23 protein-coding genes and 1 tRNA gene are annotated in these 25,734 nt (G+C 61.7%); 9 read left to right on the top strand and 15 right to left on the bottom strand.

The window, feature by feature from the left end:
* Positions 1 to 11 precede the first annotated feature (11 nt).
* From infA to murA, 5 genes are all read right to left on the bottom strand, one after another.
* Positions 12 to 230, bottom strand: coding sequence for a translation initiation factor IF-1 (gene infA / locus I2G20_RS09355; protein WP_014327290.1), 219 nt, complete (start codon positions 228 to 230; stop codon positions 12 to 14).
* A 93-nt stretch (positions 231 to 323) separates the two neighbouring features.
* Positions 324 to 1,280: a UPF0262 family protein gene (locus tag I2G20_RS09350; RefSeq protein ID WP_196259446.1), complete on the bottom strand. Its 957-nt coding sequence runs from the start codon at positions 1,278 to 1,280 to the stop codon at positions 324 to 326.
* On the bottom strand, positions 1,277 to 2,572 hold the full coding sequence (hisD, locus tag I2G20_RS09345; protein ID WP_196259719.1) for a histidinol dehydrogenase: 1,296 nt from the start codon (positions 2,570 to 2,572) through the stop codon (positions 1,277 to 1,279). Before hisD ends, I2G20_RS09350 begins: the two co-directional genes overlap by 4 nt.
* 19 nt (positions 2,573 to 2,591) lie before the next feature.
* Positions 2,592 to 3,053: a DUF2948 family protein gene (locus I2G20_RS09340; protein ID WP_343070322.1), complete on the bottom strand. Its 462-nt coding sequence runs from the start codon at positions 3,051 to 3,053 to the stop codon at positions 2,592 to 2,594.
* Positions 3,054 to 3,107: 54 nt separating this feature from the next.
* Positions 3,108 to 4,400: a UDP-N-acetylglucosamine 1-carboxyvinyltransferase gene (murA, locus tag I2G20_RS09335; RefSeq protein WP_196259445.1), complete on the bottom strand. Its 1,293-nt coding sequence runs from the start codon at positions 4,398 to 4,400 to the stop codon at positions 3,108 to 3,110.
* A 414-nt stretch (positions 4,401 to 4,814) separates the two neighbouring features.
* Here murA and I2G20_RS09330 point away from each other — a divergent pair.
* A tRNA-Thr gene (locus tag I2G20_RS09330) sits at positions 4,815 to 4,889 on the top strand.
* 85 nt (positions 4,890 to 4,974) lie between these two features.
* Positions 4,975 to 5,316 carry a hypothetical protein gene (locus tag I2G20_RS09325; protein WP_196259444.1) on the top strand — a complete coding sequence of 114 codons (342 nt, stop codon included), beginning with the start codon at positions 4,975 to 4,977 and terminating at the stop codon, positions 5,314 to 5,316.
* Between the two features lie 78 nt (positions 5,317 to 5,394).
* On the opposite strand, the gene I2G20_RS09320 is transcribed toward I2G20_RS09325, so the two are convergent.
* Both I2G20_RS09320 and I2G20_RS09315 read right to left on the bottom strand, forming a co-directional pair.
* Positions 5,395 to 6,063 (bottom strand): YiaD family glycine zipper/OmpA-like lipoprotein, encoded by a 669-nt coding sequence (locus I2G20_RS09320; protein WP_196259443.1) that lies wholly within the window; start codon positions 6,061 to 6,063, stop codon positions 5,395 to 5,397.
* A gap of 138 nt (positions 6,064 to 6,201) precedes the next feature.
* Positions 6,202 to 7,698, bottom strand: coding sequence for a methyl-accepting chemotaxis protein (locus I2G20_RS09315; RefSeq protein ID WP_207747593.1), 1,497 nt, complete (start codon positions 7,696 to 7,698; stop codon positions 6,202 to 6,204).
* Positions 7,699 to 8,057: 359 nt separating this feature from the next.
* Here I2G20_RS09315 and hemA point away from each other — a divergent pair, with 359 nt between their 5' ends.
* Both hemA and I2G20_RS09305 read left to right on the top strand, forming a co-directional pair.
* A complete protein-coding gene (gene hemA, locus I2G20_RS09310) occupies positions 8,058 to 9,338 on the top strand; it encodes a 5-aminolevulinate synthase (RefSeq protein WP_196259442.1) in 1,281 nt (426 codons plus the stop codon).
* Positions 9,339 to 9,504: 166 nt separating this feature from the next.
* On the top strand, positions 9,505 to 10,020 hold the full coding sequence (locus I2G20_RS09305; RefSeq protein ID WP_196259441.1) for a flavodoxin domain-containing protein: 516 nt from the start codon (positions 9,505 to 9,507) through the stop codon (positions 10,018 to 10,020).
* Between the two features lie 19 nt (positions 10,021 to 10,039).
* On the opposite strand, the gene mscL is transcribed toward I2G20_RS09305, so the two are convergent.
* Complete coding sequence (gene mscL / locus I2G20_RS09300; RefSeq protein WP_196259716.1) at positions 10,040 to 10,477, bottom strand: large conductance mechanosensitive channel protein MscL; 438 nt, start codon at positions 10,475 to 10,477, stop codon at positions 10,040 to 10,042.
* A 137-nt stretch (positions 10,478 to 10,614) separates the two neighbouring features.
* On the opposite strand from mscL, the gene I2G20_RS09295 reads away from it, so the two are divergent.
* Positions 10,615 to 12,237, top strand: coding sequence for an ATP-binding response regulator (locus I2G20_RS09295; protein ID WP_196259440.1), 1,623 nt, complete (start codon positions 10,615 to 10,617; stop codon positions 12,235 to 12,237).
* 18 nt (positions 12,238 to 12,255) lie between these two features.
* Here the strand turns inward: I2G20_RS09295 and I2G20_RS09290 are convergent, their stop codons facing one another.
* On the bottom strand, positions 12,256 to 14,100 hold the full coding sequence (locus I2G20_RS09290; protein WP_196259439.1) for an ABC transporter ATP-binding protein: 1,845 nt from the start codon (positions 14,098 to 14,100) through the stop codon (positions 12,256 to 12,258).
* 112 nt (positions 14,101 to 14,212) lie between these two features.
* Entirely contained in the window at positions 14,213 to 14,806 is a 594-nt protein-coding gene (locus I2G20_RS09285) for a TetR/AcrR family transcriptional regulator (RefSeq protein WP_196259438.1), read from the bottom strand.
* 71 nt (positions 14,807 to 14,877) lie between these two features.
* Here I2G20_RS09285 and I2G20_RS09280 point away from each other — a divergent pair, with 71 nt between their 5' ends.
* Complete coding sequence (locus tag I2G20_RS09280) at positions 14,878 to 15,303, top strand: VOC family protein (protein ID WP_196259437.1); 426 nt, start codon at positions 14,878 to 14,880, stop codon at positions 15,301 to 15,303.
* Here I2G20_RS09280 and I2G20_RS09275 read toward each other — a convergent pair.
* From I2G20_RS09275 to I2G20_RS09260, 4 genes are all read right to left on the bottom strand, one after another.
* Positions 15,300 to 15,974, bottom strand: coding sequence for a response regulator (locus I2G20_RS09275; RefSeq protein WP_196259436.1), 675 nt, complete (start codon positions 15,972 to 15,974; stop codon positions 15,300 to 15,302). The two genes, I2G20_RS09280 and I2G20_RS09275, sit on opposite strands and share 4 nt — an antisense overlap.
* Positions 15,975 to 16,051: 77 nt before the next feature.
* Positions 16,052 to 16,501: a MerR family transcriptional regulator gene (locus tag I2G20_RS09270; protein WP_196259435.1), complete on the bottom strand. Its 450-nt coding sequence runs from the start codon at positions 16,499 to 16,501 to the stop codon at positions 16,052 to 16,054.
* A gap of 89 nt (positions 16,502 to 16,590) precedes the next feature.
* Entirely contained in the window at positions 16,591 to 18,090 is a 1,500-nt protein-coding gene (gene glpK / locus I2G20_RS09265) for a glycerol kinase GlpK (protein ID WP_196259434.1), read from the bottom strand.
* A 203-nt stretch (positions 18,091 to 18,293) separates the two neighbouring features.
* Positions 18,294 to 19,052: a DeoR/GlpR family DNA-binding transcription regulator gene (locus tag I2G20_RS09260; protein ID WP_196259433.1), complete on the bottom strand. Its 759-nt coding sequence runs from the start codon at positions 19,050 to 19,052 to the stop codon at positions 18,294 to 18,296.
* A gap of 201 nt (positions 19,053 to 19,253) precedes the next feature.
* Here I2G20_RS09260 and I2G20_RS09255 point away from each other — a divergent pair, with 201 nt between their 5' ends.
* From I2G20_RS09255 to I2G20_RS09245, 3 genes are all read left to right on the top strand, one after another.
* A complete protein-coding gene (locus tag I2G20_RS09255) occupies positions 19,254 to 22,355 on the top strand; it encodes an SEL1-like repeat protein (protein WP_196259432.1) in 3,102 nt (1,033 codons plus the stop codon).
* A gap of 140 nt (positions 22,356 to 22,495) precedes the next feature.
* Positions 22,496 to 23,425, top strand: a complete 930-nt coding sequence (locus tag I2G20_RS09250) for a TSUP family transporter (RefSeq protein ID WP_196259431.1) — start codon at positions 22,496 to 22,498, stop codon at positions 23,423 to 23,425.
* Complete coding sequence (locus I2G20_RS09245) at positions 23,425 to 24,183, top strand: TIGR02186 family protein (RefSeq protein WP_196259430.1); 759 nt, start codon at positions 23,425 to 23,427, stop codon at positions 24,181 to 24,183. Before I2G20_RS09250 ends, I2G20_RS09245 begins: the two co-directional genes overlap by 1 nt.
* Before the next feature lie 131 nt (positions 24,184 to 24,314).
* Here the strand turns inward: I2G20_RS09245 and I2G20_RS09240 are convergent, their stop codons facing one another.
* The gene (locus I2G20_RS09240) at positions 24,315 to 25,652 is read right to left on the bottom strand and encodes an MATE family efflux transporter (protein WP_196259429.1); all 1,338 of its coding nucleotides are present in this window, start codon (positions 25,650 to 25,652) and stop codon (positions 24,315 to 24,317) included.
* Positions 25,653 to 25,734: the final 82 nt, after the last annotated feature.

Raw genomic sequence — 25,734 nt, 5'->3', positions numbered from 1 at the left:
GGCCTCAAGCGTTATTTGAAGCGGTAGGTGATACGGCCTTTGGTGAGATCGTAAGGGGTCATTTCGACCAGCACCTTATCGCCCGCGAGAACGCGGATACGGTTCTTGCGCATGCGCCCGGCGGTGTGGGCGATGATCTCGTGATCGTTCTCGAGCTTGACGCGAAATGTCGCGTTGGGAAGCAATTCAGTCACGACGCCCGGAAATTCGAGCACTTCTTCCTTTGCCATTCTTTCTCCTGATGATGCCCCGCGCAACTTCCCCGGGGCCCGGAATGTGGCGCGCAAACTAACCGCAAATGCCAGCAAATGAAAGCCCGGTGTTCAGCCCTTCACCACTTGCGCGATCATGGGGCCGAGATTGCCGCGGAGCCGTGTGTCGAGCGCATCGCGCAAGCCACGATACGCTTCCAGAACGGCGTCCCGCGTTCCCTCGATTTCCGACGGATCCGGCGTCGGCCAATGCGCAGTAATCGACGCCTCGAGCCCTCGTGCTTCGACGGCATCTTTCGCCTCGTCGGCGAGCGTGATGATGATGTCGAAATGTGAGGCCATCAATTCGTCCATCGTGTGGGGGGTATGGACCGACATATCGATCCCGACCTCGTCCATCACCTGATACACGAAGTGATCCGCCTTGCCCGAGCGCACGCCCGCCGAGCGGGCCACGAGTCGACCGGGGAAGTTCCTGCGCGCCAATGCCGCTGCAATGGGCGAACGCACCGAGTTCATGGCGCAGACGAAAAGGACCGTGGGCAGTTCGCCCTCGCCCTCATAAACGCGCGCTGCATAGGGCTGCACCGCACATATGAGGGTGAAGAGCCGGCGGGCGGTTTCGAGGTCCATCACGAGCTTGTTCTCGAGCCGTTCGATCAGGAGCTGGGCGGCCTGGTTGTGCAGCCCCCTGCGGCCCATGTCCACCGCCTCGATCTGATAGGTCGAGGCCGAACGGATCGCTTCGTAATAGCTCTCGCGAATGCGGAAATAGTCACGGATAAGGCTGCGGAACGGTGTCAGCGAAAGATAATGCGCGGCGATCGGCTTGAAGGTTTCGGGATCGCGCACATCGAGAACGATGTGGTTGTGGACAATCGAAAGATGGAGCGCGTACGGGCCCCTGGCGGCGACGCGGGCGGGATAGAACTGGTTCGCGTCGACGAGGTCATAGACGGCCACGCGCCATTCGTGCACTTCGTCGGGGTTCACCGAAGTGATTGTATTGGGGTCGAGCGTAACCGTGACGATCCTGTCGGTTTTAGGATCGAAAGGCCGTTTGCTCATTGTCGATTCAACCTGATCGACACCGATCGCCCATGCGCTTCCAGGCCCTCGGTTTCAGCCAGCGTCACCGTCGCCTCGGAAAGGTGGGCGAGCGACGACGGCGAACATTCGAGAATCGAGGTGCGTTTCACGAAATCGAGCACGCCCAGCCCGGACGCAAAGCGGGCAGAGCGGGCGGTCGGCAGGACGTGGTTCGAGCCGCCGACGTAATCCCCGATGGCTTCGGGTGTATGATGCCCGACAAAGATCGCCCCGGCGTTGCGGATTTTTGCGAGCACGGGCTGCGGCGCATCGAGCGCGAGCTCGACGTGCTCGGAGGCGAATCGATTGGCGATCTCCACCGCCTCGTTGAGCGATTGCACGACGATAATTGCGCCGAATTCGTCCCAGCCAGCGCGCGCATTGTCCGGCGCGCGGAGCGCTGCGAGCTGGCGCTCGACTTCCGCTGCGGTGGCGTCGGCAATCTTCTGGCTGGTGGTCAGCAGCACCGACTGCGCCCCTGCCCCGTGCTCGGCCTGCGCCAGAAGATCGGCGGCGAGCCAGGCGGGATTTGCCGTTTCGTCGGCGATGATGAGCACTTCGGAAGGGCCGGCAATCATATCGATGCCCACGGTGCCAAAAACCTGCCGCTTGGCCGTTGCGACATAGGCATTGCCTGGGCCGACGATCTTGTAGACCGGCGCGATCGTTTCGGTGCCGTAGGCGAGCGCGGCAACGGCCTGCGCGCCGCCGATGCGGTAGATTTCCGTTACACCGGCTATCTTGGCGGCAGCGAGAATGGCCGGGTTCACCTCACCACGCGGGGTGGGGACGACCATCGCAAGGCGCTCGACCCCCGCAACCTTGGCGGGCACGGCATTCATGAGCACCGACGACGGGTAGGAGGCCAATCCGCCAGGCACATAAAGCCCCACGGCCTCGATCGCCGTCCAGCGCGCACCGAGCGTCACGCCGATTTCATCGGTGTAGCTCGTGTCGGCGGGCAACTGTTTTTGATGGTGGGACGTAATACGTCGGTGCGCCAGTTCGAGCGCGGCTCGGACTTCGCTGGAAACCGCTGCATATGCGGTTTCGATCTCGGCTTCGGAAAAACGCAGCGTTTCGGGGGCCAGAGAAAGTTTGTCGAACTGTTCGGTCAGCGCGATCAGCGCCGCGTCGCCACGCTGGCGCACATCGGCAATGATCGCAGCGACCGTATCGCCGACCTCGACCGAGGATTCGCGTTTCGAGCCCAAGAGCGCGTGGAAAGCGTGCGCGAAGCCGTGATCGGCGGAATTGAGACAGACAGGCATGAAGCGGGACAGGCTCTCGTTAATCGATATCGTGCCGGGGTTGAGCCTTTGCCGCCCAGACACCCCCGAGATCTCGCAGCCGGGCTTCGAGGCACTCAACCTCGAGCCGCACCGTGCCACCGCCGGCAAAGGTGAGCAAGACCTCTCCGCCGGGCTCCTCGCCGGGGAGGAACCGCACGGCGAGCAATTCCAGCACACCGTCCTTTGCCTTTAGGTCGAAACCCTGGGCGTGCGCGGCGTTGACGAAATCGAAATGCAGTCCGGCACGTCGCCGCTCGCCGCGACCGCGCGTGTCGCCCGCTTCCCAGGCGTAGCGGTTCATGAGCATCACGAACCGGCGGTCGGCCTTGGCAAACCCCATGTCCCCGACCCGCACCACAGCATCCTGCACATGGGCGGACACGATATCGAGATCTTCGCTATCGAGCGCCAGCAGCTTGAGTTCGGTCATGATCGCCTTTGGATTGCTTGCCGTTTTCATGGCGCACATCTGGGCATTTGCACACCAAAGTGCAAGGGAGAAACTCGTCTTGCGTTAACCGGCGATCCGCTCGATCTGTGCGCCGCAGCGGGAGAGCTTGTCTTCGAGGCGCTCGAAGCCGCGATCGAGATGGTAGATGCGGTTGACGACCGTTTCGCCGCGGGCCGCGAGACCGGCGATCACGAGGGATACCGATGCACGAAGATCGGTGGCCATGACTTGCGCACCCTTGAGCTCGGGCACGCCGGTGACACGCGCCGTCTGGCCATCGACGCTGATCCGCGCGCCAAAGCGGGCGAGCTCTGCGACATGCATGAACCGGTTTTCAAAGATCGTTTCCTTGATCGCCGAGACGCCGGTGGAGCGCGTCATCAGCGCCATGAACTGCGCCTGAAGATCGGTGGGAAAGCCGGGAAAGGGCTCGGTCTCGATATCGACCGATTGAATGCCATTGCCGTTGCGCATGACGCGCACTCCGCCCTCTTGGGCGATTACCTCCGCGCCAGTCTGCATCAGCACGTCGAGTGCGGATTGCAGGAGTTCCGGTCGTGCCCCGCGCAGCAGCACGTTGCCCCCTGTCATTGCCGTCGCGAAAGCGTAGGTTCCGGTTTCGATCCGGTCGGGCAGGACTTCGTGAATCGCGCCGCCAAGCCTTTCGACGCCCTCGATAACAAGATGGTCGGTGCCGATCCCGGAAATCTTTGCGCCCATTGCCACAAGACATTCGGCGAGGTTTGCGACTTCGGGCTCGCGCGCCGCGTTTTCAATGATGGTCGTGCCTTCGGCCAGCGTTGCGGCCATCATCACCACATGGGTCGCGCCGACAGAGACCTTGGGGAAACGCACCCTAGCGCCCTTCAATCGCCCGCCGGGCGCACGCGCGACAACATAGCCCTCATCGATATCGATCTGTGCGCCAAGCGCACGTAACCCATCGAGATAGAAATCGACCGGCCGCGTGCCGATGGCGCAGCCGCCGGGCAGAGAAACCCGCGCCTCGCCCTCGCGCGCCAGAAGCGGACCTATGACCCAGAAACTCGCGCGCATGGTGGAAACCAGCTCATAGGGTGCGGTCGTATCGACAATGTCGGAAGCCGTAAACGTGATACGCTGCCCGCCCATGTCGGTATCGCCCCGGCGGCGGCCGTGCACGGCGATATCGACGCCGTGATTTTCCAGTATCCGCTCAAGCTGTTTGACGTCCGCCAATCGCGGGACGTTGAGCAGGACGAGCGGCTCATCGGTGAGCATCGAGGCGATCATCAACGGCAGCGCGGCATTCTTTGCGCCGGAGATCGGGATTTCACCGTTGAGTTCGTGGCCACCGACAAGACGGATACGGTCCATAAGGTACTCCTTGAGCCGTGGGAATCGGCGCGGATCGGAACGAAGAGGCGTTCAGGGGGACTGGTAACGCAGCGGGCAGGTTGCTGCAAGGCGAAGGGGGTGCAGTTAAGGCTGGCTAATCGGTGCCTTCGGAAGGGGGAACTTGGCGGGAGACGGGAGCTCGGTCGCGATCACTGCTATCCTCCGGGTTGGGCGCCTCGGCGGTTTTGCGCGCCCGCGCCTGCATTTTGCGGCGTTTGAGATTTTCCCGGAGCTTTGCGGCCAATCTTTGATCGCGGTCGGACTTAGCCATTATCGACAAATATGGAGATTAATACTGGTGTGTCTGATGCCAGTTTTTTGCCCTTGCGTCCACAGATGGCGTGTGGCAGTAACGGCCCGCATTCGTCGGGCCCCGGCCCGATGCTCGTTCAGGCTGCTGTAGCTCAGTGGTAGAGCACTCCCTTGGTAAGGGAGAGGCCGCGAGTTCAATCCTCGCCAGCAGCACCATTTTTCCTACAAGTCGAACCGTTGGGAACCGCAAGCGTCGGTGGGCCGTTGGTGGTGTTACACCCACGAACTACGGAGAACTACCATGGCGCAGGAACACTTCGCCCATGACGCCCGTCAAGCCATTGAGGCGCAGATTGCCGAGTTGCGCGGGCAGATTCATTCGATCAGCCGCTCGCTGAAAGGCAACGGTCTTGATGTCGATCATCTGCGCAAGGATGCCAAGGGCCTTTTCGGCGGTGCCACAAAGAACGTGCAGCGGGTCACGCATTATGCCCAGGACGAGGCCAAGGCCGTCGCAAAGGTCGCCCGGAAAAATCCCACAGGTGCGACCACAGCGCTGACCCTGGCAGCGGCCATCGGCATCGGAATTGGCTACGCCCTTTCCCAGATGCATCACGAGACGCATCAAAAGCACTGGTGGTAACCCGGCGAGCCCATCGAGAAAAAAATGGAGCGCCCGTTGCCGGACGCTCCACGAGACATGTTTGCGAAGTGCTTTGGATCAACCGCGGATGGGGATGATCTGGATTTCCACGCGCCGGTTCTGCGCGCGACCTGTTTCGGTGTCGTTTGACGCGATCGGCTGCGAGAAGCCGCGACCCTCGACAAAGAAACGACGCGAATCGACGCCATTCTGCGAGAGTACACGGGCTACAGAAGTGGCACGCTGCTGCGAGAGGGTCAGGTTGTAGCTCGCAGAGCCGGTCGAATCAGTATGCCCGACGATATCGACAAGCGTCTGGTTATATTTCTGGAGCACGAGCGCCACTGAGCGCAGCGTGTTCTGGAACTGCGGCTGCACGTCCGACTGGTTGACGCCGAAGGTGATGTTGGAGGGCATGTTGAGGACAATATTGTCGCCCACGCGGGTCACCGACACGCCGGTCCCTTGAAGCTGGGCGCGCAGTTCGGCTTCCTGCTGATCCATGTAATTACCAATGGCGCCACCGGCCAGAGCGCCGACGCCCGCACCGATCAGGGCTCCGACGCGCGCGTCTCCGCCCGTGCCCGCACCGATGAGCGCGCCGGCCAGGGCACCACCGCCAGCACCGATCAGCGCGCCGCCTGCGGTATTGGAAATCTGGCTTTGCCCGGTATAGGGATTCGTCGTGGTGCACCCTGCAAGTGTCACGGCGCCCAAAAGCGAGATGGCGACTGCGAATTTTTTCATGGTCAAAGTACCGCCTTTATTTGTGCTGGCCCGAAGCTATAGATGACATTGCGGCAGGAAAGTGGAGCCCGCCGCTCTTCGTGGATTCTTATGTGACTTTTTGCCACAATTACAGTCTGGCGTCTTGGCGTTGCGCCCTTACGCCGTTGTTCGGAACGCCTTTAGCCGCTCGCGCAGTTCAGCGACTTCCATTGCAAGATCGCGCCCGGCTTCGCTCGTCTGAGCCACGCCTCCCGCATTTTCCTGGGTCAGGCGGTCGAGCTGAACGATCGCCGCGTTTATTTCATTGAGAACGCTGGCCTGCTGGGTCGCCGATGCGGAGAAATTCCGCATATGCTGGGAGATTTGGCCAACCTGAGCCACGATACCAGCGAGAGCGTCGCCGGTTTTTTGCACAATGCCGACACCGGTGGCGACCTCGCTCGACGACTGCTGGATCAGGCTCGAAACATCTTTTGCGGCTTGGGCGCTGCGCTGGGCAAGCGAACGCACTTCAGTTGCCACCACGGCAAAACCGCGCCCGGCTTCGCCGGCGCGCGCCGCCTCTACGGCTGCATTGAGGGCGAGGAGGTTCGTCTGGAAAGCGATTTCGTCGATTACCGAAATAATCGAAGAAATCTTGGCCGACGATTGCTCAATCCGCCCCATGGCCTCTATGGCGCCTTCCACGACGGTGCCGCCTTCCTTGGCCGCCGCATTGGCACCCTCGGCAATTCGCGCCGCATCGCTCGTGCCCGACGCGGAATCGTTGACTGCGCCTGTCACTTCGTCGAGCGCCGCGGCCGATTGTTCGATGGCGGAGGCCTGTTTTGTCATCCGGTCTGTGAGATCGGCTGCCGTTCCGGCAACGGTGTCAGCATCGCGGCTTATGGCTTCAACCGAGCGGCTTATTGACGTCAACGCTTCATCGAGCCCGGAAGCGGCGGCGTTGAAGTCCGTCCGGAGCTTGTCGAACTCGCCTTCAAAAGGCTCGTCGATTCGGACACAGACCTCCCCTTGGGCTAGGCGTCCGAGCGCTTCTCCCGTGATGCTCAGCACCTTCTGCTGTGCTTGCGCGGTCTCCTCGGCGGCCGCGCGGGAGGCTTCAAGATCGGCTTCGAGACGGGAGAAATAGGTGGAAACAGCGAGGTCGATGTCGACCATGATAGCCTTGACGAGTTCAGCTAGGCCGGCTGCCATTTCCTCTGCAGCCACCTTCCAATCCGCGGGGTTTCGCTTGCCCGCCTTTTCCGTCTCGACTGCCATCCAGTCGGCAATGACACCTTTGACGATCGTTTCGGCGATTAAACCATAACCGCCGATATACCATTTCGGCTCGAGACCGATCGCGGCGTGGCGTTCACCGATGGCGAGGCTCGAGCGATAATAGTTTTCGTCCAGCCTGCCCTCGGCAATTGCTTTCCAATGCAGGGCCTGCTTGCTTTTGGCATGCTCCATATGTGCAGGATTGGAAAAGAATGCCGAAACCTCGGCAGTCTTTGCCACAGTCGCATAGAACCCTGCCAAGGCCGGTTCGATATGGGGTGCAACATACGGCGATATCGTCACGAGCCGCGCCAGAGCCTTCCTATCGAGCCCCAGGAATTCGAGGCGTTCCGCCAAGGGTGACGGCTCGTATGCAGGCAAGGCGCTCATTTACTCGCTCGGGTCAAGAGGGATGGCACTAGCAACATGTTAGCGATTTTAAGGTTAAAAAAGGCTTCATGGCCCCCCTTGCCACCGCAGACGCGGCCCGCTCGCGTCATTGGGTCGCGCTGGAAAAACCGATACGAACCTCATAACATATGCCTGCCGAAGTTCCGGGGTGGTCTGATGAAAGTCGTGCCGGAAATTTTCGCTACGGGTTGACCATTTGATCTCGATCATGTCTCACACTAAAAACTGGCGTTAAACCGGACGACGCGGCTTCGGGCCGTAACCGGACATAAACCTTGCAAGGTGCCCGCCGATGCCCTTTCCGGGGCTATTCAAGAGGTACCGCTGGAGTAGGCCTCATGGACTATCGCGGCATATTTGAAGACGCAGTCGATGCTCTTCGCCAAGAAAAGCGCTACCGGGTCTTTGCCGACCTTGAACGCGTGGCGGGACAGTTTCCCCGCGCCATCTATCGCGATGCAGCGGACAATCCCCGCGAAATCGTCATCTGGTGCTCCAACGATTATCTCGGCATGGGCCAGCACCCCAAGGTTATTGCCGCCATGCAGGAAACGGCCGGCAAGATCGGCGCGGGTGCCGGCGGCACGCGCAATATTTCGGGTACGAACCGACCACTGGTGGAACTTGAGCGGTCGCTTGCCGATCTCCACCGCAAGGAAGCAGCGCTGGTTTTCACCTCAGGGTTCGTCTCCAACGAAGCGGCAATTTCAACCATCGGACGGCTGATCCCCGACTGCCTGATCCTTTCCGACCAGCTCAACCACGCCTCGATGATCGCCGGGGTGCGGCAATCGGGCATGGAGAAAAAGATCTTCCGCCACAATGACGTCGGGCATCTGCGCGAACTGCTCGCGGCGGCCGGCAAGGCGCGGCCCAAACTCATCGTCTTCGAGTCGGTCTATTCGATGGATGGCGACATCGCCCCGATAGAGCAGATTGCCGACCTTGCCGAGGAATACAACGCCCTCACCTACATCGACGAGGTTCACGCCGTCGGCATGTATGGGCCCCGCGGCGGCGGCATCTGTGAGCGCGACGGGCTTATGGACCGCATCGACATCATTGAGGGCACACTGGCCAAGGGCTTCGGCGTGATGGGTGGTTATATCGCCGCCAACACTTCGATCGTGGACGCAGTGCGGTCCTATGCGCCGGAATTCATCTTCACCACCGCCCTGCCCCCCGCGCTCTGCGCGGCGGCACGCGCGTCTATCGAACACCTCAAATCCTCGACCGCCGAGCGCGAAGCCCATCAGCGCCAAGCCAATCGCGTCAAACATATCCTTGCCGAAGCGGGGCTACCCGTGATGCCGACGGAAACCCATATCGTCCCGCTGATCGTGGGCGATGCGCGCCAATGCAAGGCCGCCAGCGACATGCTGATGGACCGGTATGGTGTCTATATCCAACCGATCAACTACCCGACGGTTCCCAAGGGCACCGAACGGTTGCGGATCACACCAACCCCTTATCATACCGACGACATGATTGCCGCGCTGTGCGACGCCCTGATTGCGGTCTGGGAAACGCTCGGGCTCAAGCGCGATTTCGATATGTCGCGACTGATGGCCAACAAGCTGACCGCGGGCGATCTTACCCTTCCGACCGTTGGCGGGTAGGCTGGCGTATCGGCATCGCGTTGCAAGCGGCCGCCAGTCCTGCTGGCGGCCGTTGTTTTTCTTGGCACGCCGGCAGAGGTGCCAATGGCTCCTTGTTGTCCCCTTTTAGTCACGCAAGGCACGTTGTTGACCGAAATCAATGCTGTCCGAGTGGAACCGACGCACGGTGGCCAGACCTGCACAGGAGCGGCTAATGTCGGTCTTCATCGTCTATGACAGCACCTACGGCAATACCGAGGCCATCGCTCAGGCGATGGCGGCTGAACTTGCCGGCACTCATAGTGTCCGGGTTGCTTCGGTAACCGAGGCCGGTACGACACTGCGCGGCGTAACGGCCCTGATCGTGGGGTCGCCCACCCATGCCTTCCGCCCGACGCCAGCCATCTTGGATTTTCTAAATGCGCTCGACGGCACCGCGTTGTCCGGTCTCGCCGCCGCTGCATTCGATACGCGGATTGCCCCAGTGGAGATTAAGCCCGCTGTGCTTCGTTGGGTGCTCGATGTCGCAGGCTACGCCGCCGATGTCATCCACCGGAAACTTGAGGCTCGGGGATGCAGGATGGCCACGCAGCCAGCAGGATTTTGCGTGACCGGCACGGAAGGCCCGCTCGTTGAAGGCGAACTCGAACGCGCCAAAGGGTGGGCCCGGAATGTCGCACTGGCGGCAGCGCAGAACCTATAGCGTCCGACATACGAAAGCGTCAGGTCGACTGTTCTTTTGCCTTGAGGATATCCCTGATCTCGGTAAGCAGCACTTCCTCGCGCGGGGGCGCAGGAGGTTCGGCGGGCTTTTCTTCCTTTTCGCGACGGAGCATGTTGATGCCCTTGACCACCATGAACAGGGCGAAGGCGACGATCAGGAATTTGACGAGGGCGTTTATGAACAGCCCAATGTTGAGAGTCGCAACGCCAGCGGCCTGGGCCACGGCCAAGGAGGGGACGGCAACTTTGTCAGGGTTGGAAAGGACGATAAACAGGTTCGAAAAATCGACACCGCCGAGCACGAGGCCGATAACCGGCATGAACACGTCGTCGACCAGCGAGGATACTATGGTCCCGAACGCACCGCCGATTATGATGCCGACGGCCATATCGACCATGTTGCCTTTAACGGCGAACTCCTTGAATTCCTTGAGCATGGACATGATTTGTCTCCTGAGTGGCCGCGATGACCGATCGGGGAAAGCTAGCCCCAGTTCGCCCGGGTTGTCCATTGGGATAACTTGACAGCCGAAGGGACGAGGGCGAGGTAGGATCAGGAGGATCGCGACCGCCCATGACCGATATGGCAGCGTCATTGCAAACCGTCCGGGCCGACCCGCATCTGAGGGCCGCCCTCGAGCACCTGCCCTATGGCATCGCATTGTTCGATTCCGGGCTCAATCTGGTGCTGGCCAACACAATCTATCGTGTCGGGCTTTCGCTTCCCCCCGCGCTCGTGGCCGAGGGAACGCCGCTCGACGCCATCCTGCTTTTCCTTGCGCGGCGCGGCGACCTGGGTCCCGGCACGCCGGACGTGCTGGCCGATCAGCGCAGGCGGCTGATCGCCCATGAACCGGCGACGCTCACCCAGCGCCAGTCGGTTCTGGGGCGTCATCTTGAGATCCACACCAGTTCCATGCCGGGGCAAGGGCTCGTCATTTCTTTTTCGGATGTAACCGACCGTATCAAGGCCGAGGCGGCGCTCGAGCAGATCAACCATACCCTGGAGGAGCGGGTGGACGACCGCACCCGGGCATTGACGCTGCTTAACGCCGAACTGGAAAAAGCCCGCGCCAAGGCCGATGCGGCCAATCACGAGAAAACGCGGTTTCTCGCCGCAGCCAGCCACGATCTCCTGCAGCCGCTCAACGCAGCGCGGCTTTACACATCGACCCTCTTCGAGCGCACTCGGGGTACGCCGATGGCCGATATCGCGGCCTCCATAGATGCTTCGCTCAATGCGGTCGAAGACATCATGTCGACCCTGCTTGACATCTCGCGCATGGATTCGGGCGCACTCAAGGTCACGCTCTCCAATTTCAACGTTCTCGACCTCTTGAAGAAAATCGAGATCGAATTCCAGCCGCTGGCGCGCGAAAAGGACATCAACCTGCGTGTCGTGGGCGCGAGCCTGATCGTGCGCTCCGACCGGTTGCTACTGGCGCGGGTTATCCAGAACCTCGTTTCCAATGCGATCAAATACACAAGGCCTGGTGGCCGGGTGCTCGTGGGATGCCGCAAGAGGGGCAAAAACGTGCGGCTCGATGTTGTCGACACCGGGATCGGTATAGACCGGCATCAGCACAATCTCATTTTCACGGAGTTTTCCCGTCTCGAACCGGGCGCGCGGATCGCGCCGGGTCTGGGGTTGGGGCTTTCCATCGTGCAGCGGATTCTCGCTGCGCTCGATCATCCCATGGAGATCGACAGCATCGTGGGAAAAGGGTCGCGGTTTTCGGTATCGGTGCCGCTCATCTCAGGCGGTGGACGGCTGGAGCCGATCAAGGAGGACGCGCCCCAGCCGCAGCCCCATTCCCAGTTTACCGGGCTCAACGTCCTTTGCGTCGACAACGAGCGCAACATTCTCGATGCGATGTCGGGGCTTCTGGAGAATTGGGGGTGCGAGGTCCGGACCGCGACCTCGCTCAAGGAAATCGCGCAGCTCAACATGCTTGAGGGCTGGGTACCGGACCTCGTTCTGATGGACTACCATCTCGAGCAGACATCAGGTCTCGATGCCATCGAATGGCTCAAGCAGATCGTGGGCGGACACCTCCCGTCGATCCTTGTCACCGCCGACCGCACGCCGGCCGTGCGCCGACTCGCTGAAACGCGCGGGACCGCCGTGCTCAACAAGCCGGTGAAGCCCGCGCCGCTGCGCGCGCTACTGGCGCAGGTCAGCAAGCGGGGCGGGTAAGCCGCCCCGCCGCCAATGTCATATCCGTCCGTGCTCCCTGTGGAGCGCGGCGTATAGCCCGTCTGCTGCCATCAGGTCCTCGTGGGTCCCTTCCTCCCCGATCCCGTCGGGTGTCAGAACGAGTATCCGGTCCGCATGCCTGACCGTCGAGAGCCTGTGGGCGATGACGATCGTCGTCCGGCCTTTGGCAAGCTCAAGCAGTGCTTCGTGGACTGCGCGTTCGCTTTCGTTGTCGAGCGCGCTGGTGGCCTCGTCGAAGATGAGGATGGCAGGATCCTTGAGGAAAGTGCGGGCGATGGTCAGGCGCTGCTTCTGCCCGCCCGAAAGCCGCACCCCGCGCTGGCCGATATCGGTATCGTACCCGTTGGGCAACGCCGTGATAAAATCGTGCGCATTGGCAGCCTTTGCCGCCGCGACGATCTCCTCATGGGTTGCATCGGGTCGGCCATAACGGAGGTTTTCGGCTACCGTTCCCGCGAAGAGATAGACATCCTGCTGAACGATCCCGATATGGCGCCGCAACGAAGCGAGCGTTACCCGACGGATATCGGTTCCATCGACGGTGACGGCGCCCTCATCGGCTTCATAAAATCTCGGGATCAGCGCGCAGATCGTCGACTTGCCCACGCCGGAAGCCCCGACCAGGGCAACGAACTCACCGGCCTCTATGTCGAGGGACAGCCCATCAAGTACCGGGGGCAGGCCTTCGCCATAGCGGAACGTAACGTTCTCAAACCGGACGTTACCCTCGGGTGGAGCCATCTCGATGGCATCGGGCCGGTCCACGATGTCGGGCGCGATATCGAGGAGATCCATGGCGCGGCTAAAGCCGGTATAACCCTCCTGCCAGAGCCGCACAAAGTTGGCGAGCCGCTGCATGGGATCGACCAGCACGGCGACGCACAACAATGCCGTCAGCATCCCCGGCAGTGCCAGGTCACCCGACATGAGACGCACCGCACCGCCCGTTACCACGACGATGATGGCGATCTGTGCAAATGCCTCGCCGCCGATCCAGCTCATGGCTTCGGCGCGATAACCGGCCCGGCGGCTTTCCACAAAGCGCTGGTTCTCGCGATCGAAACGTTCCGCTTCCAAGGCTTCGTTGGTGAATGCCTTGACGACCCGGATTCCCGCCAGGGCATCTTCCACCCGCTCGTTGACGTCGGCGATACGCTCCTTGCTCACCAGAAGCGCACGGTTCATCCGGCCGTTTGCGCGGAGTGCATGTAGAATGGCGAACGGAATGAGGATCGCCACCATTCCGGCCAGCACCGGATCAATATACCAGAGTACCGCCATCGCTCCCGCGAACTTCAGAAAGCCGATCGCAATGTCTTCGGGGCCGTGGTGAAACAGTTCCCCGATCCAGAGCGAGTCGTTGGTGATGCGGCTCATGAGTTGCCCGACGCGGCTGCGGTCGTAAAAGCTGAACGAGAGTTTCTGGCAGTGATCGAACAGCTCCTTGCGGACGGTGGCCTCGATCCGGGCGCCCATCATGTGCCCCTGATAATCCACAATGAAAATCGCGAGCAGCTGCAGGCCTAACAGCCCCAGCATGAGTCCGCCTGTGGCAACGATGTGCGCTATGGCATCGGAAGCATCCGGATGCTCGAAAATGCGCGTGGTCAAATAATTGGCGCAGAGCGGCAGGGCAATCGCCGTCGCCGCGATCAGGACCGCGCTGCCCAGGTCGGCAAACAATATCGGCAGGTGCGGCCGGTAATAACCAATGAATCGGCGCAGGCGCGTGCGGCGCCGATGCGTGTCCGCATCGGCATTGGCAGACCGGCGGTATTTTTTCAGGAAGTTGCTAAGGCGCGGTTCGGCGTTCGCCCCCGGCCATGGAAATTGGAACAGCATGAAGCATCATGTCCTTGATTTCGATTTCTCCTTTCTTGTTGGACAGATGCGCTTTCATTTCATTCTCCACTGCGTGAGTTCCAATGGCCGGCATTATGGCCAAGGAATGTGGCTATTTCAACAATCCCCGGATCATTGCGCCAAGCACCCTTTCCCAGTCTTCGCGGCTGGCGCCGGAATCGATATCGAGCGCGGCCTGATCGAAGGCAGCCGAGATCATGTCGGTCAAAGGATCGAGCGGCAGGTCGGGGAGCGCGCCGGCGCCCATCGCTATCGACAGTCCCTCGCGCAGTGTGCGAGCGCTATAGCACATATCTATGGCCCTGCTCTCGGCGTGGCCAAGCACGGCAGGTGCATCGATCAGGAGCAGGCGGGTGCGGCCAGGCACCGACATGGCGTCGAGATAGGCGCGGCCCCCGGCAAGTAGCGCCTCGAGGGGTGATGTGTTTTCCGGCGACGATCGCTCGATTTCGCGTGCTACTGCGGCAGCTTCGGCATCGGCCACGGCGGCGAACAGCGCCTGTTTGTCGGCGAAGTGGTGATAGAGAGCCCCGCGCGTCACCCCTGCGTTCCTGACAATCTCGGGCGTGCCGATATCTCCGTAGGGCTTTTCGATGAAGAGCGCGCGCCCTGCAGCGATCAGCGCAGCGCGAGTCGCCTCGGAGCGGTCCTTGTTCGATCTTCGCATTTCCATTTCCACTTGCATACATGCAGACTGTACGTTAATTCGTATTTACATACATACTGTATGTTTATTGGCTGCGAAAGGAAAGCCTCATGCGCGTCACCAGCTACTATCCCGTCATCATGACCGATGCAGTCGGTCCAACCGCGGCGTTCTACGTCGCTCATTTCAACTTCAAATCGCTCTTTGACAGCGATTGGTACGTGCACCTGCAATCGGTGAGCAATCCCCGCATCAATCTCGCCATCCTCGATGGTTCGCACGAGACCATCCCTGTTTCAGGCCGCGGCAAGGTGTCGGGGCTTCTCATCAACTTTGAGGTCGAGGACGTGGACGCCGAATACGCCCGGTTGCGGGCAGAGGGCCTCCCCATCCTGCTCGATCTGCGCGATGAAGATTTCGGCCAGCGTCATTTCATTACCGCCGATCCCAATGGTGTCCTGATCGACCTCATCAAGCCGATCCCGCCCAAGGGGGGATTTGCCGCGCAATATGCCCCCGAAGCCCTGCCGGGCTAGACCTCTTCCACCCCATCGACGAGTTGGGCGAATTGGCCCTGCTCGATCTTGGACGCGGCTATCACCGCCTGCGTGCGGCTGTCGACGTTGAGCTTTTGCAGAATGGCGGAAACGTGGGCCTTGACGGTCGCCTCCGAGATCGAAAGCTCGTAGGCGATCTGCTTGTTCATGAGCCCGTCCGAAAGCATCATCAGGACGCGCACCTGCTGGGGCGTGAGCGTTGCAAGGCGAGCGAGCATTTCGGACTGCTCGTCCTCGTCGCCCTCGCTTTCGAGAGAAACGCCCTCGGGCAGCCATAGGCCGCCGGCAAGCACGGTATCGATCGAGCTTCGGATACGCGCCGCGCTTTCCGATTTCGAGAGATAACCGGAGGCGCCCAGATCGAAGCACCGGCGGATGACCGAGGGATCCTCCACCGCGGAAACAACCATCACCGGCACGTCCGGGAACTGCGCGCGGAGCAGAAGCAGCCCCGAAAAGCCGCGCACGCCAGGCATGTTGAGATCGAGCAGCACGAGGTCGCAATCGCGGTTGGCTTCGAGCGCCCCCGAAAGCCCCTCGATATCGCCGGCTTCCTCAAAGACAAATCCGTTCGTTTCGCCTTCAAGCGTCTGGCGTAAGGCCGAACGGAAAAGTGGGTGGTCGTCAACGATGATGATGCGATGGCTCATGTGCCGTTTCCCCGCTTACCCTTTCGCCTCTAGCGGATTGCGCGGGGTGACACAAGTTCGACATATGGCTTGTCGTCCTAGATGATATCGCCCTGCCCGTCGGGGTCCTGCGGCTCAGCGAGCATTCCCTCTATGATCTTTTCCACGCGCGCCAGTTCGGTGAGCGACTTTTCGATAGCCGCGCGGCGCTGCTGGAGCAGGTGCCGCTGGTGGTGCACCTTGTCGATTGCTCGGCGCAAATGGTCGTACGAACCGTCCCGTAGGTCGTAGGTATCGAGGTATTCCTGAATCTCGCGCAGGGTCAGCCCGACCTGCTTGCCGTCGAGGATGATGCGCAGGCGCAGGCGGTCGCGGTTGGAATAGAGACGGCGGTTGCCGACCCTGCGCGGGCGAAGCATGCCCTTGTCCTCGTAAAAACGGAGGGCGCGGTGCGTAATGCCGAAAGTATCGGCGAGTTCGGCAATGGTGTAGATCGCAGGCCCATCGCTGCGGCGCGGGGCGCGGTCCTTGCGGGCAGCACTTTTCATGACGATATTCGGATCAGGTTCGGTTTACGTGTATTCCACGCGGGGAAACCAGAACACCACGATCGGCTGGCGAACGCAAGTGGTTGAAATCAGTTCCCATAACCCGAAAGTGTCCGTCTGACGGCGTCGGCCCAGCCGGCCAGTTTGCGCTCGCGCATCTCTTCGTCCATCTGCGGTTCGAAACGCCTGTCGCGCGCCCAGTTTTTCGCGAACCCTTCTTTGTCGGGCCAGATACCGGCTCGCGATCCGGCAAGCCATGCCGCTCCGAGCGCCGTCGTTTCGAGGTTGGTGGGGCGATCCACCGGCGCATCGAGGATGTCGGCGAGGAACTGCATGGTCCAGTCCGACGCCACCATGCCGCCATCGACACGCAGCACCGTCTCCCCACCCTCGGCCGACCAATCCTTGTGCATGGCGGAAAGGAGGTCGTGAGTCTGGTAACATACGGATTCGAGCGCGGCACGCGCGATTTCCGCCGCGCCCGATCCGCGCGTCAGCCCAAAGATCGCCCCGCGGGCATCCGTGTCCCACCATGGGGCACCGAGCCCAGTGAAGGCGGGCACGAGATAAACGTCCTGGTTGGGATCGGCCTCGAGCGCCAAGGGTCCCGTGTCAGCGGCAGCCTTGACGATGCCCAACTCGTCGCGCAGCCATTGCACTGCCGCCCCGGCAATGAAAATCGAGCCTTCGAGCGCATAAGTGGTCTGACCGTCGAGCCTATAGGCGATGGTGGTCAGCAGGCGGTTTTGCGAGGCGACAAACTGCTCACCCGTGTTGAGCACAGCAAAGCAGCCCGTCCCGTAGGTCGATTTCAACATTCCCGGCGAGAAGCACGCCTGACCGATGGTAGCTGCCTGCTGGTCTCCAGCTACACCGAGAATAGGGATCGCGGCGCCGAATAGCTCAGGATCGGTCAATCCGAAGTCGTCGGCGCAATTGCGAACCTCGGGCAGCATCGACATCGGCACACTGAGGATCTCCGCCAGTTGTTCATCCCAACGGTTCTCGCGGATGTTGAAGATCAAAGTGCGGCTGGCATTGGTCGCATCGGTCAGGTGTTGCTTTCTGCCGGTCAGCCGCCAGATGAGGAAGCTGTCCACCGTACCGAAGGCCAACTCGCCCCTCTCTGCCTTCTGCCGCGCTCCTTTGACGTTATCGAGCAGCCATTTGATCTTGGTTCCGGAAAAATAGGGATCGAGGATGAGGCCGGTGCGCGCGGAGAATGCCGCTTCATGCCCCTCGGACCGCAAGGCGTCGCAAATGGGACCGGTGCGCCGGTCCTGCCAGACAACGGCATTATGGATCGGTTCACCCGTCACCCGGTCCCAAACGAGCGTGGTTTCGCGCTGGTTCGTGATGCCGACGCCGGCGACGTCCCCGGCCCCAAGGCCGGCTTTTTCAAGGACGGTCCGGACCGACCAGACAACGCTGGACCATATGTCCTCGGGGTCATGCTCGACCCAGCCTGAGTGTGGGAAATGCTGAGGAAATTCCTTTTGCGCCGATCCGACCGGCTTCATGTTCGCATCAAAGACGATCGCCCTTGTCGATGTCGTGCCCTGATCGATGGCAATAATGTGCCCTGCCATGTCTTTTCCTCCCCAGGCTTGCCCCGTCAGTCAGGCATATTGTGCCGGCCGAAGGGTTTGGGCTTCACAAAATTTTCGAGCCCTATTTTTTCGTTTCCTGCCCGACCCGTGCTGACGACTTTCGTCCCGTGTCTCCATGCCCTCACCACAAAGAAACTCAAGCGAAATAATTACGAAGAAAAAAGAAAGTCAATCGAAATGGCTCACACGGAAATTTCAATCAGCCGCACCCCCGCTTCGGCGCACCGCGCCCGCAAGTCGGGATTGGTGCAACGGTCGGTTACGAAGGTATCGACCTGGCTGATGTGAGCAATACGCACCGGCGCGGTCCGCTCGAACTTGGTTGCGTCGGCCGCGAGCACGACATGCCGCGCATTGGCTATGATCGCCTGTGCCACCTTCACTTCCCGGAAATCGTAATCGAGCAGGGCGCCGTCTGGATCGATGGCCGAAGCGCCGATCACGGCGTAATCGGCCTTGAACTGGCGGAAGAAATCGACGGCGGCCTCGCCCACGATGCCACCATCCGAACCCCGAACGATGCCGCCGGCAATCACCACCTCGCAATCGCGGTAGACACGCATCTTATTGGCGACGTTGATGTTATTGGTGATGACCATGAGCCCCTTGTGCCCGGTCAGCGCCTGACCCACGGCCTCCGTGGTCGTTCCGATATTGATGAACAATGAAGCGTTATCAGGTATAAGACCGGCGACCTCGCGCCCTATCGCGGCCTTTTCCGCCGCTGCGATCTGGCGGCGCGCCTCGTATTCGACATTCTCGATCCCCGAGGGATAAACCGCCCCGCCATGGATGCGGGTCAGAACCCCCTTGGCGCAAAGATCGTTAAGGTCCTTGCGGATCGTTTGGACGCTCACGGCAAAGCGCTCGGCAAGCGCTTCAACGTGAACTCGTCCTTCCTGGCGTGCCAGTTGGACGATCTCCTCGTGCCGCAACTCCATCCAGCTGCCTTTCGCACTGCGCTTCGATTCTTTTCGTTTACAGGCAAATATCCGAAACTGGCAACCCTCGGATACTCTTGTTGCAGAATGCGCAGGAAGTTAACGCGATATTTACCATAAAAACCGGACTGTACCTTCGGGCGATTCCATTGTCACAAAGCGGCGCTGACGAGGCGCCGGCGAGGCCTGTCGGAACTTATCATGGTGCGTACAAATCCACATCACGACTGGGACGAACCGGCCAAAGGCAAAGGGGCGGTCCTTCCTCGCGCCGGCGGCGCGGAATGGGAAAACCTTCGCAACGAGATCGTTGCACTGCTCGACCACGTCGAAGATCAGGTGGCGGGCGCCCGGCAAGCCCAGCGCGCCGAGCCGGCGCCGCGCGCGTTCGACACCGGCCGCCGGCACGAGGCGCTACGTTCGGTGCGGCAGGCGGTCGATCGTCTGGCCGACCGGTCCGAACCCGAATTCCCGCGTCGCGACGCAGCATCGCGCATAACCCGCGATAATGTCACCGAGGCGATCAACCAGATCCGTGCCCGCCAGACGGCCGCGAGCCGGCCCTCAGCGCCAGCGCCGGTGCCATCGAATGAAGTGACAGGCGTTGCTCAGGCCATTGCCGCGCTCGGCGAGCGGATAGAGCGGTTTGAGGCCCGTATTGCGGCCCACCTCGAAGAGGCGCCGGATAGCCCCGACATTTCAGCACAGGTGGCGCAACTCAGCGAAGTCATTGAGATGCTGGCCAGCGCAGTGGGCGACAATAGCCAGGTCAAGCGGATCAACCAGCTTGCCGATACGGTAGACCGTCTCGCCTCTTATCAGGTGGAAAACACGGGCCGCAGCCAGCAGTTCCAGGATCGGCAGGATGCCGGTTTACAGGCTATCGAAGAGACCGTACGCAACATCTATGAGCGCATCGACGCGCTCGAGGTCGCGCGAGGCAGCGACTCTCCTGAAATCGAGCGCCTTGGGCGAGAAGTGGGCGCAATTTCCTCCGCGCTTGCGGCATCCCAGGGCGATGCGGCGGAAATCCTCGCGCGTATCGATGCGCTGCAGGCAAGCATTGCGCAAGCGACCGCTCCAGGCGCCATCGAACTCGGATTTTCCATCGAAGCGCTACGCGACGCAATCGTGAGTGCCATTGAGCCGCGCCTCGATGCTCTGGCGCAATCCCGCGACGGGGGTGATATCGAGGCCCAGCTTCGGTCCATCGCGCAGACCGTGGAAAAGACCAACGCCCAACTTCAGGCCTTGGCCTCCCTGCAGGCGGCTGGGGCGGACAATGATGGCGAGCCCGACCTCGAAGCTTTGGCCGACCTCATTGTCGAGCGTACCCGCGAGGCGGCCGGTGTGGCTACGGCTACCGGCACGCCGAGCATTGAAAAGGCCGATCTGGACGCCCTTGAATCCCGTCTTGCGAGCCTTTTCGCCGCCGACACGGCAAGCGAAGCCTCCGACGCCGGCCTGTCCGTCGTCCGGGACAGCATTGCCCAGGTCGACGGCCGGCTCGAACGGCTCGAAGCAATGCTCAACAGCCGCCCGGCCCAGCCGGCGGCGGTCGAAGCCCCGGCGCAACCCCGGCGCCGCGAGCCTCTCGATGCAATGCCGAGCGATCCGGCTTCCGGGGCGCCGCGCAAGGTTCTTTCCGAAGATCCCTCAATTACCCTTGAAGCCGCAAAACCCCAGCCGGCCCATGGGTTCAAGATCGATCCCGAAACCGTAGACCGGCCCGCAAAGCCGCAGTCGAGTTTTGCCGCCGAGGCCGAGTCTCCCTTTGGTGCTCAGCGTGTCGAGCCAAGCGAGCTCGGCGTGTCCCGCGCCTCTGTCAGCCGCTCGAGCTTTATCGAGGCGGCGCGGCGTTCCGCTCGCCAGCCTGAAGTGCTTGACGACACCAACTCGAAATCCCTGATTGCGCGCGCGCTGTCGCGGTTCCAGAAGTCGGAGGACGATCACGCCGAAGCGCAGCATGAGTCCTTCAAGGCGGCTGCCCCGTCGGTAGAAGCTACCCCCGATCCTTTCGTGGGCGCAATCCAGCCGGGCGAAGATGCCGAGCGCCAGCCAGGTTTCCTTGCGAGAAATCGCCGTGCCCTGTTGCTCGGCGCCGCACTGCTGGTGGTGATTACGCTAGCGGTTCCGCTCGTGCTCAACCGCGTCGCGGCTCCTCCCGCCCAACCGGCCCCGGCCACCCTCCCGCCTGCAGCAGAGGAACCGGCTCCGGAGCCCGCCCCGCAGGAACCTGCAGGCGATGTGAGCGAATTGATGCAGGGCGCGCGCATGATCGATACCGCGGCGGCCCTTTCACCGGCGACCCCCGATACCGATACGGTTCTTGGAAACGGAAATATCGATCCCATCCAGACCGCCGCGCTCTACAGCCCTCCGGACCGATATATCGACCGGACGACGACGAGCGCAATTTCCCGGGCACCCGCTTCCCTTCGGATGCCCGAAATCAGCGTCCCGGAGGATATCGAACCTGAATTGTTGCGGACAGCCGCCGAAGCTGGCGATGCACGTGCCCAGTTTGAGATCGGGGCGATCCTGACCGAAGGACATGCCGTCTCCCAGGATCTGGCGCAGGCCGCGGCATGGTACGAACGTTCGGGCGCGCAGGGTTTTGCCCCGGCGCAGTACAGGCTGGGCAACCTTTACGAGAGCGGGCGGGGAGTCGAGCGCGACATCCAGCTGGCCCGGCTCTGGTACCAGCGGGCGGCCGACGCCGGCAACAGAATGTCGATGCACAATCTTGCATCGATCTATGCTGGTGGCGAGCTGGAAACCCAGGACTTTGCCGCGGCTGCACACTGGTTCGAGCAGGCAGCAGCGCGCGGGCTGACCGACAGCCAGTTCAACCTGGGCATGCTCTATGCACGGGGGCTTGGCGTCGAGCAAAGCTTTGAAGAGTCCTACTTCTGGTTCTCGCTTGCCATGCAGTCCGGAGACGAAGATGCCAAGGCCGCGCGCGAGGATGTTGCGCGCTCGCTCGAGGCCGAAGCCATCCAGCGGCTCAATGAGCGCGTGGCCGGATGGCGGCCTGAAGCGATCGACATGGCTGCCAACTTCGCGCCCATTGGAACATGGGACGCCGCCTTCAACCCTGGGCAGGTCATTGCCAACCGCGATGTCATCCTGCGCGTGCAAATGCTGCTGGGCAAGCTCGGGTTCGACGTGGGCACGCCCGACGGCATCGCCGGTCCGCGCACGCGGGACGCCATTCTGGCCTTCGAGCGCGCGACGGGGATGAGCGAAAAGGGCGAGATCAACCCGCGCCTGCTTGCCGTGCTGGGTAGCCAGCCGGTCTAGGCAAACATCAAAGAAGCCAGCCATCCATCGGGAAAAAGGCGGGCTCATTCAAGCCGGCAAGGGGCGGCTCTTTGTTAAAACGGTCATAATCTGGGTGTGATAGCCCTATATGTCCGTCACTTTCGAATGTGGTCCCCGGCGTGCAGATTTACCTGCCCATCGCTGAAATGTCGGTCAACCTCTTCTTCCTTATCGGAATCGGGGGGGCGATCGGATTTCTTTCGGGCCTTTTCGGCGTGGGCGGGGGCTTTCTCCTCACACCGCTCCTCATCTTTTCGGGCGTACCCGCGCCTGTTGCCGTCGCGTCGGTCACGGGCCAGGTCGTCGCGGCCTCAACCTCCGGCGCGCTGTCCTATTGGCGGCGTGGGGGGATCGACCTCATGCTGGCGGGATTTCTCGTCCTTGGCGGCGCTGCCGGATCGTTCGTGGGGGTCTGGATCTTCTCACTGCTGCGCAGCCTGGGGCAGCTCGACCTCGCCATTTCTTTCGGCTACCTCCTGTTTTTAGGGGTGATCGGCACGCTGATGATGCTCGAAGCCATCCGCTCGATCATCCGCTCGCGACACGGCCCGCAGCGGCCGCGGATGCCGGGCCAACATACATGGATGCACGGCCTGCCGCTCAGGATGCGGTTCAAGAAGTCCAAGCTCTATATCTCAATCATCCCGGTGATCACCATCGGCTTTCTGATTGGCATCGTCGGGGCACTGCTGGGCATCGGGGGCGGGTTCATCCTCGTGCCCGCGCTGGTTTACCTCTTGCGCATTCCCGGTTCGGTGGTGGTTGGCACTTCACTCCTGCACGTCCTTGCAGTCATGGCGGTTACGTGTGTGCTGCACGCCGTCCAGAGCCAGAGCGTCGACATTCTCCTTGCCTTCTGCCTGATGGTAGGGAGCGTGGCGGGCGCACAATTCGGGGCATCGGCCGGACAGTATTTGCGCGGTGACCAGTTGCGGGCACTGCTGGCGCTGATCGTGCTGGGTGTCGCCATCCGCTTCGGCCTATCGCTGTTCCTCACGCCCGCCGATCCTTTCTCGATGGCGGTCATCGGGTTCGGGGAGTCGGTCTGATGGCGTTGCGGCTGCTCGCGATCCTGGCCCTGCTGATCGGGGCCGGCCAGTCGGTCCGCGGGCAGGACATGGTGTTCTCCACCTCCGACAGGATCGTCTGGATTCACTCCAACTTCGCCGGGGAGACGATCACGCTCTTTGGCAATATCGAACCCGATATCGCCGGAGAGCGCCCGCGAGGAAGCTATGACGTCGTCGTGCTCATTCGCGGTCCGGTCGGTGAGCGCGTGGTGCGGCGCAAGTCCCGGCAGTTTGGCGTCATGCTCAATGCCGATTATGCCCTGTTTACCGGCCTACCCTCGTTCTATCGTGTACTCTCTAGCCGGCCGCTCTCGACGATCCTCGACCCGGACGTGTTGCGCGAGCGGGCGTTTACGGTTGAGGCGCGCGTATCGCAAGCGCTGACCAACACGACCGGCAACGTGCCGCTTTTCGAGGGGGAACTGATACGGCTGATGCAGGACGCGAGCCTCTTTGCCACTGCGCAGCGGGGCGTGACCTTCCTTTCGCCCACTCTTTTCGTCACGCGCGTCTCGCTGCCGGCCAACGTGCCCAACGGGGTGTTTCTCGCCCACGCCCTGGTGGTTCAGGATGGGCAAATCGTTGCCGAACGGACCCAAAGGTTCTTCGTCCAGAAGACGGGCTTTGAACGCTTCCTCGGCGAAGCCTCGCGCAACCAGCCCCTGCTCTACGGCCTTGCCTGTGTCCTGCTGGCGCTGGTGACCGGGTGGCTGGGCGGGGTGCTGTTCAGACGGTGACGTCACCTTAACTGAACGAATTGAACGATTTTCGTATAATTCGTTCAGTTAAAAATTTGCACCCCGATACCCGCATCTGCTTCCCTGGGACCGACCTGCCAGGATAATGGGGTCAGGAGAGACGGGGACAGTCATGCAAAAATCGCAGGCTTGCGGCGCTCAATCGCCCAGGCATAGACCGCGGCGCGGCCGAGAAGGAAAATGTGGAATGCGATCCACAGTCCCCAGAGACCAAAGAGGGGTTGCAGCAGGAGAGCGACGGCGAGGTACACCGCGAGGGAGGCCAACATGCCGTTGCGCATGATGGTGTTGAGCGTCGCGCCGATCAGTATGCCGTCATACACAAACGCACACATGCCGGTAAGCGGCGTCAACGCGGCCATCACCAGGTAGACCCGGGCCATTTCACGAACGGCGGCGTTGGTGGTCATAAGATCGATGGCGAAGCTGCCGGACACCATCAGGAACGCCGAAAGCGCGCCCGCGATCACAAGGCCCCAGCTGAGCGAGAGAACGGTCGCCCGCTCGAAGGCGGGACGCCAGTTGGCTCCCACCGCCTTGCCGCAAATCTGCTCGGCAGCCTGGGCGAGCCCGTCGAGAAAGAAGGCGGAGATGGCAAAGAGATGCAGCAGGATGGCGTTGGCAGAGAGTTCGATCTCACCCATGCGCGAGCTTTGCGCAGCGAACCAGGCGAAGGCGGCCATAAGCGCCAAAGAGCGGATGATGAGATCCCGGCTCAAACCGACCATGCGGGTAACCGCCGCCATGTCGCCGAGCGCCACGAGAGGCGTTGCCGCAATAATGGGAGCGATGCCGCCATAGTGTCGCAAGACGATCGCGATCCCGGCCAAGGCCGCCACCGCCTGCCCTATCACGGTGGCCCAAGCGACCCCCGGCACGCCCCAACCCAGCGCCAGCACGAACCAGAGGCTCAAGACGATATTGATGACGTTGACGAGCAATTGCAGCACCATGCCGGTCGTGGCCGCGGCACGGCCATAAAACCAGCCAAGCAGCACGTAATTGACGAGCACGAAGGGAACCGACCAAAGCCGGATGTAGAAGTAATCGGCGAATGGCGCGGCGACATTCTCGCCCGGCGCCAGTCCGAGCGCGAACAGCCAATGGAGCGGGACCGCCAACGCCAGGACGAGTGCGCCGAGGACGAGCGCGATCAGAAAAGATCGCGCAAGATGCAACAAGCCATCGTGAGGATCGCGCGCGCCGATAGCCTGCGCGGTGAGACCCGCCGTTCCGAGCCGCAGGAAGAAGGCGAGCGAAAAGACGATATCAAATGCGATGGCGCCCAAGACGAGCCCGCCGAGGAGCCCTGCATCCCCCAACTGCCCGATGATGGCTGTATCGACTATCCCGGCGATGGGCTCGGTGATGAAGGCAACCGAGGCGGGCAGCGCGATAGACCACACGTCGCGATGACGGACAGTGAAAGGATGTTGGGCGCGGGACATTGGACGCGAAATCAGAAAATGGAAAGGGGACGATAGACTGATTCCCCGACGGGCGGAGGAGGTTGGGGTAATTTCTATCCGT

This window comes from Pelagibacterium limicola (assembly GCF_015694405.1).
Lineage (GTDB): Bacteria > Pseudomonadota > Alphaproteobacteria > Rhizobiales > Devosiaceae > Pelagibacterium > Pelagibacterium limicola.
The sequence above is the reverse complement of the archived record's forward strand: the minus strand, read 5'-3'. Positions and strand labels throughout refer to the sequence as shown.